Origin of the sequence: Janthinobacterium sp. UMAB-60 (genome assembly GCF_900095235.1) — a bacterium.
Lineage (GTDB): Bacteria > Pseudomonadota > Gammaproteobacteria > Burkholderiales > Burkholderiaceae_D > Janthinobacterium.
In genome coordinates this window covers 47,124-62,988 of record NZ_LT607482.1, presented here as the reverse complement: position 1 = coordinate 62,988, position 15,865 = coordinate 47,124, and the positions used below count along the sequence as shown (strand labels likewise).

At 63.6% G+C, this 15,865-nt stretch carries 11 protein-coding genes; 1 reads left to right on the top strand and 10 read right to left on the bottom strand.

From position 1 onward, the window contains the following. The 6 genes from K0F86_RS00270 to K0F86_RS00245 all read right to left on the bottom strand — a co-directional run. A partial coding sequence (locus tag K0F86_RS00270) for a TolB family protein (protein ID WP_374197255.1) occupies positions 1-541 on the bottom strand: 541 nt, incomplete at its 3' end. Between the two features lie 67 nt (positions 542-608). Beyond that, entirely contained in the window at positions 609-2,081 is a 1,473-nt protein-coding gene (locus K0F86_RS00265) for an amino acid permease (protein ID WP_219132431.1), read from the bottom strand. Positions 2,082-2,376: 295 nt separating this feature from the next. Further along, positions 2,377-3,807 carry an amino acid permease gene (locus K0F86_RS00260; RefSeq protein ID WP_219132430.1) on the bottom strand — a complete coding sequence of 477 codons (1,431 nt, stop codon included), beginning with the start codon at positions 3,805-3,807 and terminating at the stop codon, positions 2,377-2,379. A 129-nt stretch (positions 3,808-3,936) separates the two neighbouring features. Then, a complete protein-coding gene (locus K0F86_RS00255; RefSeq protein ID WP_070254760.1) occupies positions 3,937-4,395 on the bottom strand; it encodes a RidA family protein in 459 nt (152 codons plus the stop codon). Between the two features lie 254 nt (positions 4,396-4,649). Next, the gene (locus tag K0F86_RS00250) at positions 4,650-6,233 is read right to left on the bottom strand and encodes an ATP-binding cassette domain-containing protein (RefSeq protein WP_219132429.1); all 1,584 of its coding nucleotides are present in this window, start codon (positions 6,231-6,233) and stop codon (positions 4,650-4,652) included. A 154-nt stretch (positions 6,234-6,387) separates the two neighbouring features. After that, a complete protein-coding gene (locus tag K0F86_RS00245) occupies positions 6,388-7,500 on the bottom strand; it encodes an NADH:flavin oxidoreductase/NADH oxidase (protein WP_219132428.1) in 1,113 nt (370 codons plus the stop codon). Between the two features lie 164 nt (positions 7,501-7,664). On the opposite strand from K0F86_RS00245, the gene K0F86_RS00240 reads away from it, so the two are divergent. Further along, positions 7,665-8,204: a glycine zipper 2TM domain-containing protein gene (locus K0F86_RS00240; protein ID WP_219132427.1), complete on the top strand. Its 540-nt coding sequence runs from the start codon at positions 7,665-7,667 to the stop codon at positions 8,202-8,204. A gap of 108 nt (positions 8,205-8,312) precedes the next feature. Here the strand turns inward: K0F86_RS00240 and K0F86_RS00235 are convergent, their stop codons facing one another. From K0F86_RS00235 to K0F86_RS00220, 4 genes are all read right to left on the bottom strand, one after another. Continuing rightward, entirely contained in the window at positions 8,313-8,822 is a 510-nt protein-coding gene (locus K0F86_RS00235) for a DUF1993 family protein (RefSeq protein ID WP_086138669.1), read from the bottom strand. A gap of 110 nt (positions 8,823-8,932) precedes the next feature. Next, positions 8,933-9,895: a DUF2167 domain-containing protein gene (locus K0F86_RS00230; protein WP_257571915.1), complete on the bottom strand. Its 963-nt coding sequence runs from the start codon at positions 9,893-9,895 to the stop codon at positions 8,933-8,935. 147 nt (positions 9,896-10,042) lie between these two features. Further along, the gene (locus K0F86_RS00225; RefSeq protein WP_219132426.1) at positions 10,043-11,062 is read right to left on the bottom strand and encodes a succinylglutamate desuccinylase; all 1,020 of its coding nucleotides are present in this window, start codon (positions 11,060-11,062) and stop codon (positions 10,043-10,045) included. Further along, on the bottom strand, positions 11,062-15,771 hold the full coding sequence (locus tag K0F86_RS00220) for an NAD-glutamate dehydrogenase domain-containing protein (RefSeq protein ID WP_219132425.1): 4,710 nt from the start codon (positions 15,769-15,771) through the stop codon (positions 11,062-11,064). The genes K0F86_RS00225 and K0F86_RS00220 overlap by 1 nt, the downstream gene beginning before the upstream one ends. Between the last annotated feature and the right edge of the window lie 94 nt (positions 15,772-15,865).

Here is a 15,865-nt window from a genome sequence, read left to right as displayed (position 1 = left end):
CGATGCGCTGGGCATCGTCTTCGCTGCCCACCTCGCCCACCTGGCGCGCGCCCGCCTCCACGGCGCCGGCCAGCTTGCGCGCGCCCACCGTGGCGAGCAGGGCCAGCTGCGCGCCGTCGGGCGACCAGCGCGCCGTACCGGCCACGCCCTTGATACTGGTCAACACGCGCACTGGCGCCTGCGACAGGGTGGCCAGGTACAGCTGCGCCGTGCCCGCCTTGGCGTCGTAGCCGACGAAGGCCAGCTGCCGGCCATCGGGCGACCAGTTGGGCTTGTCGTAAGAACACACGGTGCAAGGATCGAATTGCTGCACGATGGCGCCGTTGGCGGCGTCGCGCACGACGATGACTGCATGCGGGCGCTGCGGCTGCTCGCCCGCCTTGCTCGATTCGATGGCGGCGATGTGCTGGCCATTGGCCGACAGGGCCACGGCGCGGTAATCGCGCAAGGCCGGCTCGGTGGCAGGGGCGGCCTGCGCCAGGCTCCCCAGAAGACTGCTAGCCAGCAAGCCGCAGGCGGCCAGATCAGTTATTTTCATCATGTAAATTCCGGTTAGAAATAAAAAAAACCGCCGGCAAGCGCGGCGGTTTTGGATGGAGCAGACTGCATTAGCGGGTCTTCTTGCCCAGGTGCGAATGCCGCATGCTGTACAGGAAGTAAATGGCCACCGTCACCGCCATCCACACGCTGAACACGACAAACGTCGTATGCGGCAAATCGCGCATGATGTACAGGCAAGCCAGGATGCTCAGGCCGGGAATCACATACGGGCCGAACGGCACGCTGAAGCCTTCGATGCGGTTGGCGCCCTGCTTGTGGCGCAGCACGGGCACGGCAACCGAGACGACCATGAAGGCGGTCAGGGTGCCGATGCTGACCATGTCCCATAAATAAGTCGCATCGATGGAGCCGGCCACCACGGCCACCACCAGGCAGACGATGATGGTATTGCTGACTGGCACCAGGGTGCGCGGGTGGATCTTCTGGAACGACTTCGGGATCAGGCCGTCGCGGCTGACGGCAAACAGGATGCGCGTCTGGCCATAGATCGTCACCAGGGTCACGCTGAAGACGGAAATGACGGCGCCGGCCGACAGCACGAGGGCGGGCCAGGTCTTGCCCGTGACGTTTTGCAGGATCACCGCCAGGCCCGCTTCCTGGCCTTCGAACAATTTCGCCTGTTGCGCGCCCAGGGCGGCCACGGCCACCAGCAGGTAAAACACGGTGACGATGAGCAAGGCGCCAAGGATGCCGCGCGGCACATTGCGCGTGGGATTTTTCACTTCGTCGCCCGCCGTCGCCACCGTATCGAGGCCGATGAAGGAGAAGAACACGGTGCCGGCCGCGGCCGTGACGCCCGTCATGCCGGCAAAGCCCTTGCTATTGTCCGTATTAAAGAAGGGAAAGAAGTTGTCGGCATTGAATCCGGAAAACGCGATGACGACAAAAAACACCAGGATCGCCAGCTTGATGATGACCATGATGGCATTCATCAGGGCCGATTCCTTGGCGCCGCGCAACAGCAAGAAGCCGCACATGCAGATCAAAAAGATCGGCGGCAGGTTGATGTGGCCGGCATGAAATTCCATGCCATGCGGGCCGGAAACGATCATCGGCGTGCGCAGCATCTCGGGGATGTGCCAGCCGAAGGCATTTTCCAGGAAGTTGTTCAGGTAGGACGACCAGCCGATGGCCACGGCACTGCCCGCCAACCCGTATTCGAGCAGCAAGCAGGCGGCCATGATGAAGGCAAGAAACTCACCCACGGTGGCGTAGGCAAACGAATACGAGGAGCCGGAGGCGGGAATGCGGAACGACAGCTCCGCGTAGCACAAGGCCGTCAAGCCGGCCGTGATGGCGGCGATCAGGAAAGACAGGACGACCGAAGGGCCCGCCTTGGGGACGGCTTCGACCATGGTAAAGAAAATGCCCGTGCCGATGGTGGCGCCGACGCCGATCATGGTGAGGGAAAACAGGCCGATGGACCGGCTCAAGCCACTGCTGCTGAGGCCTTCACCATATTCGACCGTGGTATCGATCGGCTTGGTGCGGCAAAGTTTCTGGACCAGGGTTTGGCTCACTAGACTTCCTTTATGAGGCATACGTATTTTCGTACGACGGGTAAAAACACTTGAAACGGCGCTCCGGCCCTACCTGGCAAAAAACCGGAAAGATTGCGTCCATTTTTCAAAACTAAGCGATTATAGGGCTTTCATCGGCTCAGCTAAACAGAACTTTGATGCAAGGAAACAACGCCAGGCGTGCGCCGGCAAAGCCGCAAGAGTGCAAGCGAAGAAGAAATTGTTTATATGAAAGAAAAAGCGCGCCGCTGCAGGGAGCAGGGGCGCGCTTCTGGCTCAGCTCAACTACGCTGGCTTACTTCTTGACGTTTGGCGCATCGGCCGGCGGCCAGCCTGCCTCGTAGCCTTGCGGCACGTCGTCGCGGCGGTCTTTCGGCGCCAGACCCAGCACGTAGTACAGCACCGTCAGCAGGATCAGCCAGGCTGGTCCGACCATCAGGGCGATGCGCGTATCGGGGAAATACGCCATCAGGCCGATCACCAGCGCCAGGAAGGCCAGCGAAATCCAGGAACCGTAGGGCGCGAACGGCATGCGGAAGGCCAGGTTCTTGATTTCCAGCGGCGTCAAGGTCTTGCGGAACTGGATCTGCGTGACCAGGATCACGCCCCAGGTCCAGACGGCGCCGAAGGTGGAGATCGAGGTGACCCAGATAAACACTTTTTCCGGCACCAGGTAGTTCAGCAGCACGCCCAGCAACAGCGCGAAGACGGATACCAGGATGGCGCGGCGCGGTACGCCGCTGGCCGTGGTTTCCGCAAACGCCTTCGGCGCCTGGCCTTGCAGCGCCAGGTTGTACAGCATGCGGCCCGTGCTGAAGATGCCGCCATTGCACGACGACAAGGCCGCCGTCAGCACGACAAAATTGATGATGCCGGCGGCCGTCTTGATGCCCAGGCGTTCGAACGTCATCACGAAGGGGCTGCCGGTGGTGCCGATTTCATTCCATGGGTAAATCGACAGGATGACGAACAGCGCGCCGACGTAGAAAATCAAAATGCGCCAGAACACCGAATTGATGGCGTCGGGAATCGATTTCTTCGGGTTCGCCGCTTCGCCGGCCGTCAGGCCGATCATTTCCACGCCCAGGTAGGCAAACATTACCATCTGCAGCGACATCAGCACGCCCTGCGCGCCATTCGGGAAGAAACCGCCATGCGTCCACAGGTTGGAGATACCGATGGCCACGCCGTTGTTGCCAAGACCGAAGACGATCATGCCCGTGCCGCCGATGATCATCAGGATGATGGTCACCACCTTGATCAGGGCAAACCAGAATTCGAATTCACCGTAGGCTTTCACGGCCAGCAGGTTGATCGCGCCCATGGAGCCGAGGGCAGCGAGAGCCCAGATCCAGCGCGGCACGTCGGGGAACCAGATGCCCATGTAGATGGCGACGGCGGTAATTTCCGCCACGCACGTGACCAGCCACAGGAACCAGTAGTTCCAGCCCGTCAGATAGCCTTGCAGGGGGCCCAGGTAATCCTGGGCATAGCGGCTGAAAGAACCGGCGACCGGGTTGTGCACGGCCATTTCGCCCAGCGCGCGCATGATCATGAAGATGACCGCGCCACCGATGATATACGACAGCATGATGCCGGGACCGGCCATCTTGATGGCGTTGCCGGAACCCAAAAACAGGCCCACGCCAATCGCGGCGCCCAGCGCCATCAGGCGGATTTGCCGCTCGCCCAGGCCGCGATGCAGGCCTTGTTCACTCGTTTTCATTACGTGTCTCCGTTTTTTTCTTGAATACACCGATCCCTCCACCCCAATGGCGGTTCCGCTCTTGCGGGAAAGGAGGAAAAGGCGAGCCGGCGATTATCGCCGGCCTGCTCAGATGATCAGGCTATTGCGTCAGGCCAGTTCGGCGATCAGTTCGATCTCGACGCAAGCACCCAGCGGGATTTGCGCCACGCCGAAGGCGGAGCGGGCATGCTTGCCGCTGTCGCCGAAGACTTCGACGAACAGTTCCGAGGCGCCATTGGTCACCAGGTGCTGTTCCGTGAAGGTGGAGGTGGAATTGACCAGGCTCATGACCTTGACGATGCGCTTGACCTTGTTCAAGTCGCCGCCGCACGCGTCTTGCAAGGTGGCGATCAGTTCGATGGCGATGCCGCGCGCAGCGATCTTGCCTTCTTCCGTGGTGACGTCCTTGCCCAGTTGACCGACCCAGACCTTGCCATCCTTCTTGGCCAGGTGGCCGGACAGGAAGACCGTGTTGCCCGTGCGGGCATGCATTACGTAGGCGGCAGCTGGTGCGGCAACGACTGGCAGTTCAATGTTGAGGGCTTTGAGTTTTTCGTAAAACGACATGCTATTTCTCCAAGAAAACAATATAAGCGAAACCAAAATTCATGCACGGCAGGGCACGGAGGATGACGCCCTGGCAGCGCGGTAGTGACCGACAACAGTGCCAGATTAAACATCATCATATTGGTGAACGAGCAGTTTTAGTTCACAAATAGGCCCGGTTATTCAGTGGATTATACCGACAATCAAACAAAATTCAGCATTGGTTCATGAAGCATGCTCTACAGGCATCGAGCGTGACTTTTTTCATTCAATTGTCACTTGTGCAATGTCAAGCCCTCGGGGTCAAGGTTTATCGCTGCCAAAAATGCCTGGTCGTGCGAAACCACAAGTAACGCACCCTGATATTGCAGCAGCATCTGCTCCAGCGCCTGCAGGCTGGCCAGGTCCAGATGATTGTCGGGTTCATCGAGCAGCAGCAGTTGCGGCGGCGCCAGCGCATACAATTCGGCCGCCAGCGCCACCTTCATGCGCTCGCCGCCGCTGAGCAAACGGCTGGGCATGGTGGCGCGCGCGCCGGCAATGCCCAGCAGCGCCAGCCGCGTGCGCAGTTCGCCTTCCGCCATGCTGCTATTGCGGGTCTGCAAGCGTTGCACGGCGCTCGACTCGCCGTCTTGCAGGCCCGCATGCTGATCCAGCCAGGCCACCCGCGCATGGCAGCGCAGCTCGCCGCCGGCAGGCGCCAGTTGCCCGGCGATCACGCGCAGCAGCGTCGACTTGCCGCTGCCATTGTCTCCCGTCACGGCCAGGCGGCGCGGCCCGCTCAGTACCAGGTCGATCGCGTGCGCCTGGCCATGCGGCAAGATCACGTCGCGCAATTCCAGCAACAATTTTCCATTCGGCACCAGGCTCTCGGGCGCCAGCAGCAAGCGTTCGACCTCGGGCGCGCAGCGGGCGCTGGCGTCCATCACGCGCTGCTGGCGCGCCTGCTGCGCCTCTTGCGCGCGCAGGCGCAGCTTGCCCTGGCTATCCTGGCTTTTCTCCTTTTTCGCGTCCAGCAGCAGCTTGCTTTGATTGCCTTCGCGGCCTTCGCGCTCACCGCGCGTCACCCGTTTATGTTGCCGTTCTGCCTGCTGCTGCGCCTCGCGCTGTTCGCGTCTGGCACCAGCCTTTTCCGCTTGCAGGGCGGCAACGTAGCCGGCCTGCTCCAGTTCCCGCTGCTGCGCATACAAGGCGTAATTGCCGCCATAGCTGCGCAAGCCCTGCGGCGACAGCTCGACAATTGCATCGACGTGCTGCAGCAAGGCGCGGTCATGGCTGATCAACAGCAAGCCGCCGGGCCAGCGCGCCATCTGCGCCACCAGGCGGGCGCGCTGTCGCGCATCGAGATGGTTGCTCGGTTCATCGAGCACCAGCCAGTCCGCCTGCGACAGCCAGGCGCCCTGCAAGGCGATGCGCTGGCGTTCGCCACCGCTGAGGCGACTCGTCGGCGTGTCGGCATCGACATGGCGCAAAGCGAGCGCATCGAGCGCCTGGCGCAGGCGGGCGGGGGCATCCCAGCGCTCGCCCACCAAGGCGTAGTCGGCCTCGTCGACGCTGCCGGCGGCAATGCGCGCCAGCGCCGCCAGCAAGGCCTGCATGCCGGCGAGCGCCGCCACGGTGGGATAGCGCCGCGGGTCGAGTTCCTGCGCCACGTAATGCAGGCGGCCATCGCAGCGCACGGCACCAGAAGACGGCTGCGCCTGGCCCGCCAGCAGGCGCGCGAGCACGCTCTTGCCCACGCCGTTATCGCCGACGAGGCCGATACGTTGCGGGGCAAAGGAAAATTGCAAATCGGAAAACAAGGCGCGGCCATCGGGCAGCACGCAGGAAAGACGGTCGAGTTGTAGGAATGCGGGCATCGATACTCCTTGAGCAAGGCTGGCGAACCCGCGCGGCGCAATGGTGCGCTGGCGGGAAGGGCGAGGCCGTGCACAGCACGGCAGTATCAATGGCGCATGTCGAAGCGTCCTGGAGAAATGGGGGAAGAAGCGTCAGTGTAGCAGAGCAAACCTGTTAGCGCTGGCCCAGGGTCGTGTCGCCGAACAGGTTCTTGTATTCGCGCGGCTGCGAGCGCCAGTACTGCGGCGGGGCCTGCACTTGCGCACCCAGCTGGGCCGCCGCATGCCAGGGCCAGCGCGGGTCGAACAGGATGGCGCGCGCCAGCGCCACCATGTCGGACTGGCCATGGGCGATGATGTCTTCCGCCTGCTGCGCGTCCGTGATCAAGCCGACGCTGATGGTGGGCAAGCCGCTGTCGCGCTTGATGCGTTCGGCAAACGCCACCTGGTAGCCGGGTCCCACGGGAATCTGCTGCTGCGGCGAAATGCCGCCGCTGGAGACGTGGATGAAGTCGGCGCCCAGCTGCTTGAGTTCCTGCGCGAAACGCACGCTTTGTTCGATTTCCCATCCGCCCTCGACCCAGTCAGTGGCGGAAATGCGCACGCCCACGGCCATGCTGGCGGGCACGGCGGCGCGCACGGCTTCATAGATTTCCAGCGGAAAACGCATGCGGTTGTCCAGGCTGCCGCCATACGCATCGGTGCGCTGGTTGGACAGGGGCGACAGAAACTGGTGCAGCAGATAACCGTGCGCCGCGTGCAGTTCGATGCCCTCGATACCGAGCGCATGCACGCGCTGCGCGGCCGCGACAAAGGCGCCCTTGATCTGCAACAAACCCATCTCGTCGAGCGCGATCGGTACCGTTTCGCCGGGCGCGTGGGCGATGGCGGACGGCGCCACCGTTTGCCAGCCGCCCTCGGCCAGGTGCACGCAAGTGCCGCCCTGCCATGGCGCGCGGCTCGACGCCTTGCGTCCCGCGTGGCCCAGTTGCACCACCAATGGAATCGGCGCATGGCGGCGGATCGCCTGCACCACCTTGGCCAGCGCAGCCTGATTCGCGTCCGACCACAGGCCCAGGTCATCGGCCGAGATGCGTCCCTCGGGCGAGACGGCCGTCGCTTCCGTCATCAGCAGCCCCGCGCCGGACAGGGCCAGGTGGCCCAGGTGGATCATGTGCCAGTCGGTGGCGTTGCCGTTGTCGGCCGAGTACTGGCACATGGGCGCGATGGCGATACGGTTGGCCACCTGCAGCGGCCCCAGTGCATACGGCGTGAATAGCTGGCTCATGGCGGACTTTCGGAAAAGGGGAAGCACCGATTCTACTGTGCTTTGGAAAGTGCGGCTTACACCTGCTTACGTTTGATACAGCGCAAGGGCTAGCCTTGGACAGGCGCGGCCGCTAATCTGAACACATCAACAACACGGCAACACCTTGCCACCCAGGAGAACACATGAACACGACGACCACCGCCAGCCGCATCCACCCTTTGATGGCCGGCGCCGCCATTTCCGTCACGGTCCTGTGCCTGGTGGGCGCGGCGTCCATCGCCGGCATCCTGCCCAATTCGCGGGCGAATGTGCCGGCCGCAGCGGCCGTATCTGCCGATGTGGCGGCGCTGACGCCAGCGAACGCGGCAGCACTGGCCGCGCCGGTGGCAGCGCCTGTTGTAGCGCAAGCTGCGCCAGCTCCGGCGCCCGTCGTGCACAAGCGCGTCGTGCACCACACGCAAGTGGCGCAAGCGCGCCCCGCCTACAATGACGATGGCTACCGCGACACAGCCTACCGCGAACCGGTACGCCAGCCGCAGCCAGTGCCTGCGCCGGCACAACCGAACTACGTTGGCATCGGCACGGGCGCCGTCATCGGCGGCTTGATCGGCAATCAGGTCGGTGGCGGCCGCGGCAAGGCGCTGGCGACGGTGGCCGGCGTGATTGGCGGCGGCATGCTGGGTAATGCGGTACAGAACCAGGTTCAGCAACCACAACGATAAAAACCTGCTGCGCGTCGCGCTTTGCGGCCTGCGATGCTCACTGTGCTTCAGCACAGTTGCGCTTCTCGGCCACAAATCATCGCCGCTCGCGACGGTTTTTCAGACCTATCAGTCGTACGGTCCCAGATAATCGAGCTTGCCCACGGCCACGCCATTGTTTCTCAGAATGGCGTGGACCATGGAGACGTGAAAATAGAAGTTCGGCAAGGCAAAGCTGAGCAGGTAATTGTCGCCCGAGAATTTCTTGCCCTCGTCCGTCCAGTTCAGCACGACTTCCTTCTGCGCGCTGCCGGCCATCTGGCCCGCGTTGACGCTGTCGATGTAGGCGATGGTATTGGCGATGCGCTCCTGTAACTGCTCGAACGACGCTTCGTTATCCTCGAACTTCGGCGCCGGCACGCCGCTCAGGCGCTCGACCGACATCTTCGACGTATCGCTGGCGCGCTGCACCTGCGCCGTCAAGTCCAGCATGTCGGGCGCCAGCTGCGCGCCCAGTAAAATCTCGGGCACGATGCCATCTTCCTCGACATGGGCTTGCGCTTTTTCCAGCAGGGCCGAGACGACCCGCAAGCCGCGGATGAAGACGGGAATGGTTGCCTGATACATGGACACGGACATGGGGAACTCCTCGATAGTGAACGATGAGTCAGTGTACCCGAGGCGCTGTTTTCCGGCAGCGTGCACGATGCCACTCCCGTGCGTCAGCGCACCGAACGGCCCAGTTCATCCTACTTTTCCAGATTCACCTTGCCATCGGGCGCATGGCCAGGCTGTTCCACAGGTTCGGCCTGTGGCGCCGGCTTGTCCTTGCGCTTTCCAGTGAAAAACTTGACGATGGCCGCGCCGCCGCCCACCACGGCCAGGAGCAGCACTTTCTTGAAGGCCAGCAGGAGCGCCAGCAACTTGCCAAACAGGCCCAGCTTGCTGGCCACGCCGCCCGCCACCAGCGCCGCCAGGCCGTATTCCGCCACCTTGTCCGTCTTGCTGTCGAAATCCGTGTAGCGGTTACCGTCGGTAAATTCCGTGAACGCCGTCACTTGCTGCATTTCTTTCTTGATCGCTTCGATCTGTTGCATGCTGGCGATCGCATTCAGGTTCAGCACGCCTTCGCGGCCCAGTACGCGCACGTTGTAGTTCAGCGAGTGCTCGCCGCCATCGACCATCAAGTCCTTGGCCCAGTACAGTTTGTGCGTATCCTTGGCATAGCTGGGTTTTTCCGCCCAGCCCATCAAATGGATGCCGGGATAACCCTGCTTCTTGCGCTCCGCGTTATGTTCCAGTACGGATGCCTGCATATCCTTGAGCAATTCGTCGTACTTGATGCTGTCCGCATCGTCATCCTTGATATGGCCTTCCTTTTCATACGTGACGATGACACCCCAGCTATCGCGCTCGAGCACGCTGGTCTTGGCGGGCACGATCATGCCCAGCGATACCATGCCCGGTGGATTGCCCCAGGCATCGACCAGCACGCGCTCGGCGTCCGTCGGCGACAAATAACGGAAGCTGGCCGGCAAATCCAGGGTGGCGATGCCGCCCGGCAAAGTGATCTTGCCACGCTGCAGGTGCAGCTGGGCAAGAAATTGCTCGGCCGTCATTTCCGGTGCGGCGGCCTTCTCTTCGGCAGGGGCGGCAGCCGTCAGGCCGGAGAGGGTCAGGCACAGCAAGGCTGTCAGCAGGCGTTTCAACATGATCGGTCCAAAAAATTACAAAGGGTAAATATTTTAAATCAATTAATTGCTTAATGGATAATTATTTCCATGCAGCATTTTTCTCATGAAAAAAGCGCCAGGCGGGAAATCCCGGCTGGCGCCTGAGGCGATACGATGACTGGACAATCAAGAAACGCGCACCACCATCAAGCCCGCGCGCAAGCCAACCCGCACGTCCGGGTTCGGGAACACCACCAGCTCTTCCGCGTGCTGCACCGTGTACACATGGTCGCCATCGCTGGCGATCACGGCGTGCTGCGGCAGGGAGGTGAAATTCTGCGTGCCGCGATCAAACGCCATGCGGAATTCATCGCTGTGCTTGATGATTTCCTGCGCCACCTTGAACACGTGCGGTTGCGCCTTGACGGCTTGCGCAGGCAGCCCGCGCAGCAAGCCATCCAGCGCCCGCGACACGTCGTCGAACAGAGACAAATCGTTCTGCCCCAGGGTGCCCACGCGGCCCAGTTCCACCGTGCTGGCGGCCGCGCCGAAATGCTCGGCCGAATAATAGCTGTAGGTGCCGGCCGACTGCGGGTTCATGATGATGGCGCCGATGGCCGCCTGGCCCAGCCAATCGATCAGCTGCGCCTTGGCGTCGTCGGCCACCAGGTCCGGCACGATGGCAAACGTGGGGTACACGGAAGGCCGGATGGCCGTGTGCAAATCCAGGTGCCAGCGCACGGGGCCGGCCGCGCCAAAGAACGCTTTTGTCGCGGCGATCATTTCATCGGCGCGCGCGCTTTCCGCCGCTTGCGCCAGGCTGCCCCGCACGGGGCGGAACATGCGATTCAGGTCGGCGTCGATGAAACGCTTGCCGGCCCGGATTGCATCGACATTGCCCACGCAGACGAGCAGGTCGACGGCCAGTGCCGACGCATCGCGCGACAGCGCGTCGAGCAGATGCGCGAGCACTTCGATCGGTCCCGTCTCGTCGCCATGCACGCCCACCGAGACGGCCACGCTGGCGCGCCCCACATCGGCCTGCGGCTTGACGACTTGCAGCATGCCGGGCACCGGCAAGGCCACCGTGAAACCGGCGTTGGCGAACAGCTGCGCCACGCCGCTGAAATCGGCCTGCGCCAGCGCCAGCACGGCTGGCGGCAAGCCGCCAGCGCCCTGCCCAACTTGTCGTACTTCTTGCGTCATTACACCGCCGCTTCCACTGTCACTTTATTCACAGCCTCGGAGAGCGTCCACACGTCCAGCATGGCTTGCTCCAGTTCCGTCGCCGCCACATAGGCCGACAAGCCCAGCGCGCCCGTCACCGCATCGACGGCCTGGCCCGCATTGCCTTGCTCGGCGCGTGCCAGCACCTGCGTCAGCAGACGCTGTTGCGTGCGGCGCAGCGCTTGCTGCGCGTAGTTGCGCAACTGTTCCTGCGACTTGCCTTGCGCGGCCAGCTTCAGGCCACGTTCCAGCGTGTCGATGCCCGCCTGGCTGCGCAGGGCCAGGCCCACTTGCAGGAAGGCCGCCAGGTCCATCGCCGCAGGACGCGGCACGGACAGGGCCGGGAACAGGAAGCCGGCGACGACTTCCAGCGCGTCGACCGCATCCCACGCCTGCACGAAGGCCGGCGTCAGGCCCGGCACCAGCGCCGCTTCGGACTTGATGCCAACGGCTTGCAGCAGTTCGCGCTTCGATTCCGCACCAAACAAGCGCGTCAGTTCGGCCAGGCCGGCGCCACGCAATTGCTCGGCCGGCACGGACAGCACGCCAGTGATCATGGTTTGCTGCAGCACGCGCGTTTGCGCGTCAACCTTGATCGACACGGCGCGCGGAATCGTCAACGCATCCGCATCGAGCGCGTCGAACACGGGCGCCAGATTCAGCGCCACCCAGGCCTGACCCCAGGCCAGGATCACGGCCGACTCGTCCACGCCGTGTTCCGCCGCCAGGTTGCGGATCATCAGCGGGCCGCAGCGGTTGATCACTTCATTGGCCAGCACGGTCGCCAGGATGGCGTTGGCCAGCGGGTGGTCCAGCGCCGAACGGGTTTCCACCAGCAGCGACGGGAAGTACGGTTTCAGGACCGGCTCGGCCCACGTTTCATCGATCAAAGGCAGGGCGGACAGAATGCGCTTGAAGCGGTTCTTCACGTTGGCGATCACCACCGCCAGTTCCGGCGTCGTCAAGCCACGACCATCGGCCTTGCGACGCGCCAGTTCGGCCACCGACGGCAGCTGCTCCAGTTCGCGCGACAGGGCGCCCTCTTCTTCCAGGCTGGCGATCAGCGCGGCATAGCCATCCTGCACGGCGCTCTCGCCTTGCGCCTGCAATTCGCGCACCAGCAAATGCGTCTGCTGCGTGTTGTCGCGCAAGACCAGGCGCTCGACGTCGTCCGTCATCGCATACAGCTCGCGATTGCGTTCGGCTTCCGTCAGCTTGCCCGCATTGACTTCCACGTCCAGCCAGATTTTCACGTTCACTTCATGGTCCGAGCAATCCACGCCGGCCGAATTGTCGATCGCATCGGTGAAGATGCGTCCACCCGTCAGCGCGAACTCGATGCGGCCTGCCTGCGTCGCACCCAGGTTGCCGCCTTCGGCCACCACTTTCACGCGCAGCTCATTGCCGCTGACGCGGATATGGTCATTCGCGCGGTCCTTCACCTGTGCATGCGTCTCGGTCGATGCCTTGATGTAGGTGCCGATGCCGCCGTTGTAGAACAGGTCCACGGGCGACTTCAGGATGCGGTGCATCAGTTCTTCCGGCGCCAGCGAGGTCTCGGCAATATCGAGCGCGGCGCGGATCTGCGGCGACAGCTCGATCGTGCGCGCGGAACGCGGATACACGCCGCCACCCGCCGAGATCAAGTCCTTGTTGTAGTCTTCCCACGAGGAGCGCGGCAAGGCGAACAGGCGCGCGCGTTCGTCGAACGAGACGGCGACGTCCGGTGTCGGGTCGAGGAAGATATGGCGATGGTCAAATGCGGCCACCAGTTTCAGCTGGCGCGACAGCAATACGCCGTTACCGAACACGTCGCCCGACATGTCGCCCACGCCAACCATGGTGATCGGGGTGGTATTGAGGTCGTGGTCCATTTCATAGAAATGGCGCTTCACGGCTTCGAATGCGCCCTTGGCGGTGATGCCCAGCTTCTTGTGGTCATAACCGTTCGAGCCGCCCGAGGCGAACGCGTCGCCGAGCCAGAAACCGCGCTGCACGGCGATGCCGTTGGCGATGTCCGAGAACGTGGCCGTTCCCTTGTCGGCGGCCACCACCAGGTATGGATCGGCGTCGTCGAAACAGACGGTATCGACCGGCGGCACGATATTGCCCAGCGAACGGTTGTCCGTCACTTCCAGCAGGCTGGAAATGAACAGGCGATACACGGCTTCGCCTTCGGCCGCGATGGTTTCGCGCACGGCGTCCTTCGGCATCATCTTGCAGACAAAACCACCCTTCGCGCCGGCTGGCACGATGACGGCGTTTTTGACCATCTGCGCCTTGACGAGGCCCAGCACTTCGGTGCGGTAGTCTTCCATGCGGTCGGACCAGCGCAAGCCGCCACGGGCGACAGGGCCGCCGCGCAGGTGCACGCCTTCAAAGCGGCGCGAGAAGACAAAAATCTCGCGGTAAGGACGCGGTTCCGGCACCAGCGCCAGGCTGCTGGTGTCGAACTTGAAGATGATCTTGTCGCCTTGTTGATTATTCTGGAAGTAGCTGGTGCGCAGGGTGGCAGCCATCAGGTCGGCCAGCGCGCCGAGGATTTCCTCGGTATCGGCATGGTTCACGGATGGCAGGCCGGCCTTGATGGTGGCGATCGCCTCCAGGGCCGCCGCGTGCTGCGCGTCGGACAGCGATGGATCGAAGCGCTGCAGGAAGGCGTCGACCAGGGCTTTCACGTGCGCCGGCTGCTTGCGCAGGCTTTCGGCAATATAGCGCACCGAGAAGCGGCTGCCCGTCTGGCGCCAGTAGCTGGTGTAGGCGCGCACCAACTGCACTTCGCGCGTCGACAGGCCGCCTTCGATGACGAGGCCATTCAGGCGGCCATCTTCGGCCGTGTCGTTGAACAGGGCGGCAAACAATTCCTGCGCCACGGCGACGACGGATGGCTGCGCCAGCTTCGCCGCGCTGGCGGCATCGACCGTCAGGCTGGTGACGAAATAGCGCGTGCCGTCCAGTGGCGAAATCGAGAAGGCCTGCTCGCGGTCGATGGCCACGCCCGCGTTATGCAGCGCCGGCAGGATGGCCGACAGCGGCGGCACCTTGTTGGCCGAATACAGGCGAATCGTGGTGACGGCGCCCGTCTCGATGCGCACGGCTACATGCGATGGATCGGTGTTGCGCAGGATGGTATCGAGATCGCGGAAGGCGACGGCCGGCGCGGTGGCGGCCACGTAGTCGAGCGGTAACGTAGCGCAGAGTTTGCGCAGGCTGGCGCGCAGGGCCACGTCGGGCACGGCGTCGGCCACGGCGGCAAAGCCGTTATGCCAGCCATCGAGCACGCCCAGCAGCGGCTGTTCGATATCCGTTTCCAGGTCCAGCGGGTAACGGGCGGCGTGGGCGATCAGGTAGACGCGCGCCAGGGGACCGTCGGCCACCAGGGTTTGCGTGCTCACGTGCGTGGCGCCGGAACTGGCTTGCAGGGCTTTTGCCAGGCTCGATGCCACGCTGGCGCTGTAGCGTTCGCGCGGCAGGTAGACCAGCACGTTCAGGTGGCGCGCATACACGTCGCGGCGCGCAAAGACCTTGGTGCGCGGCTGCTTGTACAGCGACACGACGGCACCGCACACTTGCGCCAGCCAGTCGAGGTCCGCTTCCAGCGCTTCGGTGCGCGGCAGGGATTCGAGGATTTCACGGAATTTCTCGGCACGGAAGCCTTGCTGACGCACGCCGGCCAGGCTCAGTACCTTGGCCACGCGGCCGCGCGCAAACGGCAGCGCCGCCAGCGGGGTGGAATTGCCGGCGCGGGTGAACAGGCCGACGAAGCAATGCTCGCCCAGGATGGCGCCTTGCGCATCCATGTCGCGCACGCCGATGAAATCGAGCTGCTGGTCGCGGTGCAAAGTACCCGCCACGTCGGCCTTGACGATGGACAGCGCCGATTCGCGCTTGGCCAGGGTGTCGAAGTCGCCGGGAATATTCGCCAGGCAGGTGCCGTAGACTGGGTGCGCCGTATCCTGCAGCACGCCGACGCGGCTAGGAATATCGCGTTCGAGTTCGCGCACGCCCGGCTTGACGCGGTAGTAGGCGTAGCCGAACACTTCAAAGCCGCCGCTGCGGGCCCATTCCAGGAAGGCGGCGACTTCCGCGCCTTCTTCCCCATGCTGGGCGGCGGCGACGGCGGCCAGGCGCTCGCCCATGGCGGCACTGTCGCGGCGCACGATGGCGGCATCACGCGCGACCATCTCCAGGGCGGCGACCAGCGCGGCCAGGGCGTCCGGCGCCAGCTCTTCGTCGAGCAGCACCAGCACATACGATTCGAGCGGGTCGCCCGGCTGGCGCACCGCTTCCACGCTGCCGTCAGCGGCGCGGCGCACGGGCAGCACGGTGTTCATCACGCCGCGCACGGCCAGGTGCTGGCGGCGCATGGCCATGACGATGGAGTCGACCAGGTAAGGCATGTCTTCGTTCAGGATCAGCAAGGCGCTCGCCATGCCGCCACGGCCATCGGCATAACGCAGGGTGGCGATTTGGCAGCCGCTGCCGGTGCGCTTGGCCGCTTGCGTGAAGCCCTCGACCAGCACGGGTGCCAGGCTGTCGGGCGCGATATCGGCCAGGTCTTCGGCGTCGAGCGAGTCGAGCCATGCCTGCACCAGTTGTACGACAGGCGCTGCTGCCTTGTTCGCATTGCCAGCCGCGTTAATCAGCTCCAGCGTTTGTGTGCGCAAATCTTGTGGCGTGTGATTCATCTTGCATCTCCATTACGGTAATGTGAATGTCCAACGCTGTCGTTCGGGCTTGTGGCTGGGCGGCAGCGGTGTCAAGAGACGGGGGTCGCCCGTC

Bases quoted from the DNA above. Each gene is read 5' to 3' on its own strand.
- K0F86_RS00260 (WP_219132430.1), bottom strand. From the start codon at position 3,807: ATGAAAACGAGTGAACAAGGCCTGCATCGCGGCCTGGGCGAGCGGCAA.
- K0F86_RS00255 (WP_070254760.1), bottom strand. From the start codon at position 4,395: ATGTCGTTTTACGAAAAACTCAAAGCCCTCAACATTGAACTGCCAGTC.
- K0F86_RS00250 (WP_219132429.1), bottom strand. From the start codon at position 6,233: ATGCCCGCATTCCTACAACTCGACCGTCTTTCCTGCGTGCTGCCCGAT.
- K0F86_RS00245 (WP_219132428.1), bottom strand. From the start codon at position 7,500: ATGAGCCAGCTATTCACGCCGTATGCACTGGGGCCGCTGCAGGTGGCC.
- K0F86_RS00240 (WP_219132427.1), top strand. From the start codon at position 7,665: ATGAACACGACGACCACCGCCAGCCGCATCCACCCTTTGATGGCCGGC.
- K0F86_RS00235 (WP_086138669.1), bottom strand. From the start codon at position 8,822: ATGTCCGTGTCCATGTATCAGGCAACCATTCCCGTCTTCATCCGCGGC.
- K0F86_RS00230 (WP_257571915.1), bottom strand. From the start codon at position 9,895: ATGTTGAAACGCCTGCTGACAGCCTTGCTGTGCCTGACCCTCTCCGGC.
- K0F86_RS00225 (WP_219132426.1), bottom strand. From the start codon at position 11,062: ATGACGCAAGAAGTACGACAAGTTGGGCAGGGCGCTGGCGGCTTGCCG.
- K0F86_RS00220 (WP_219132425.1), bottom strand. From the start codon at position 15,771: ATGAATCACACGCCACAAGATTTGCGCACACAAACGCTGGAGCTGATT.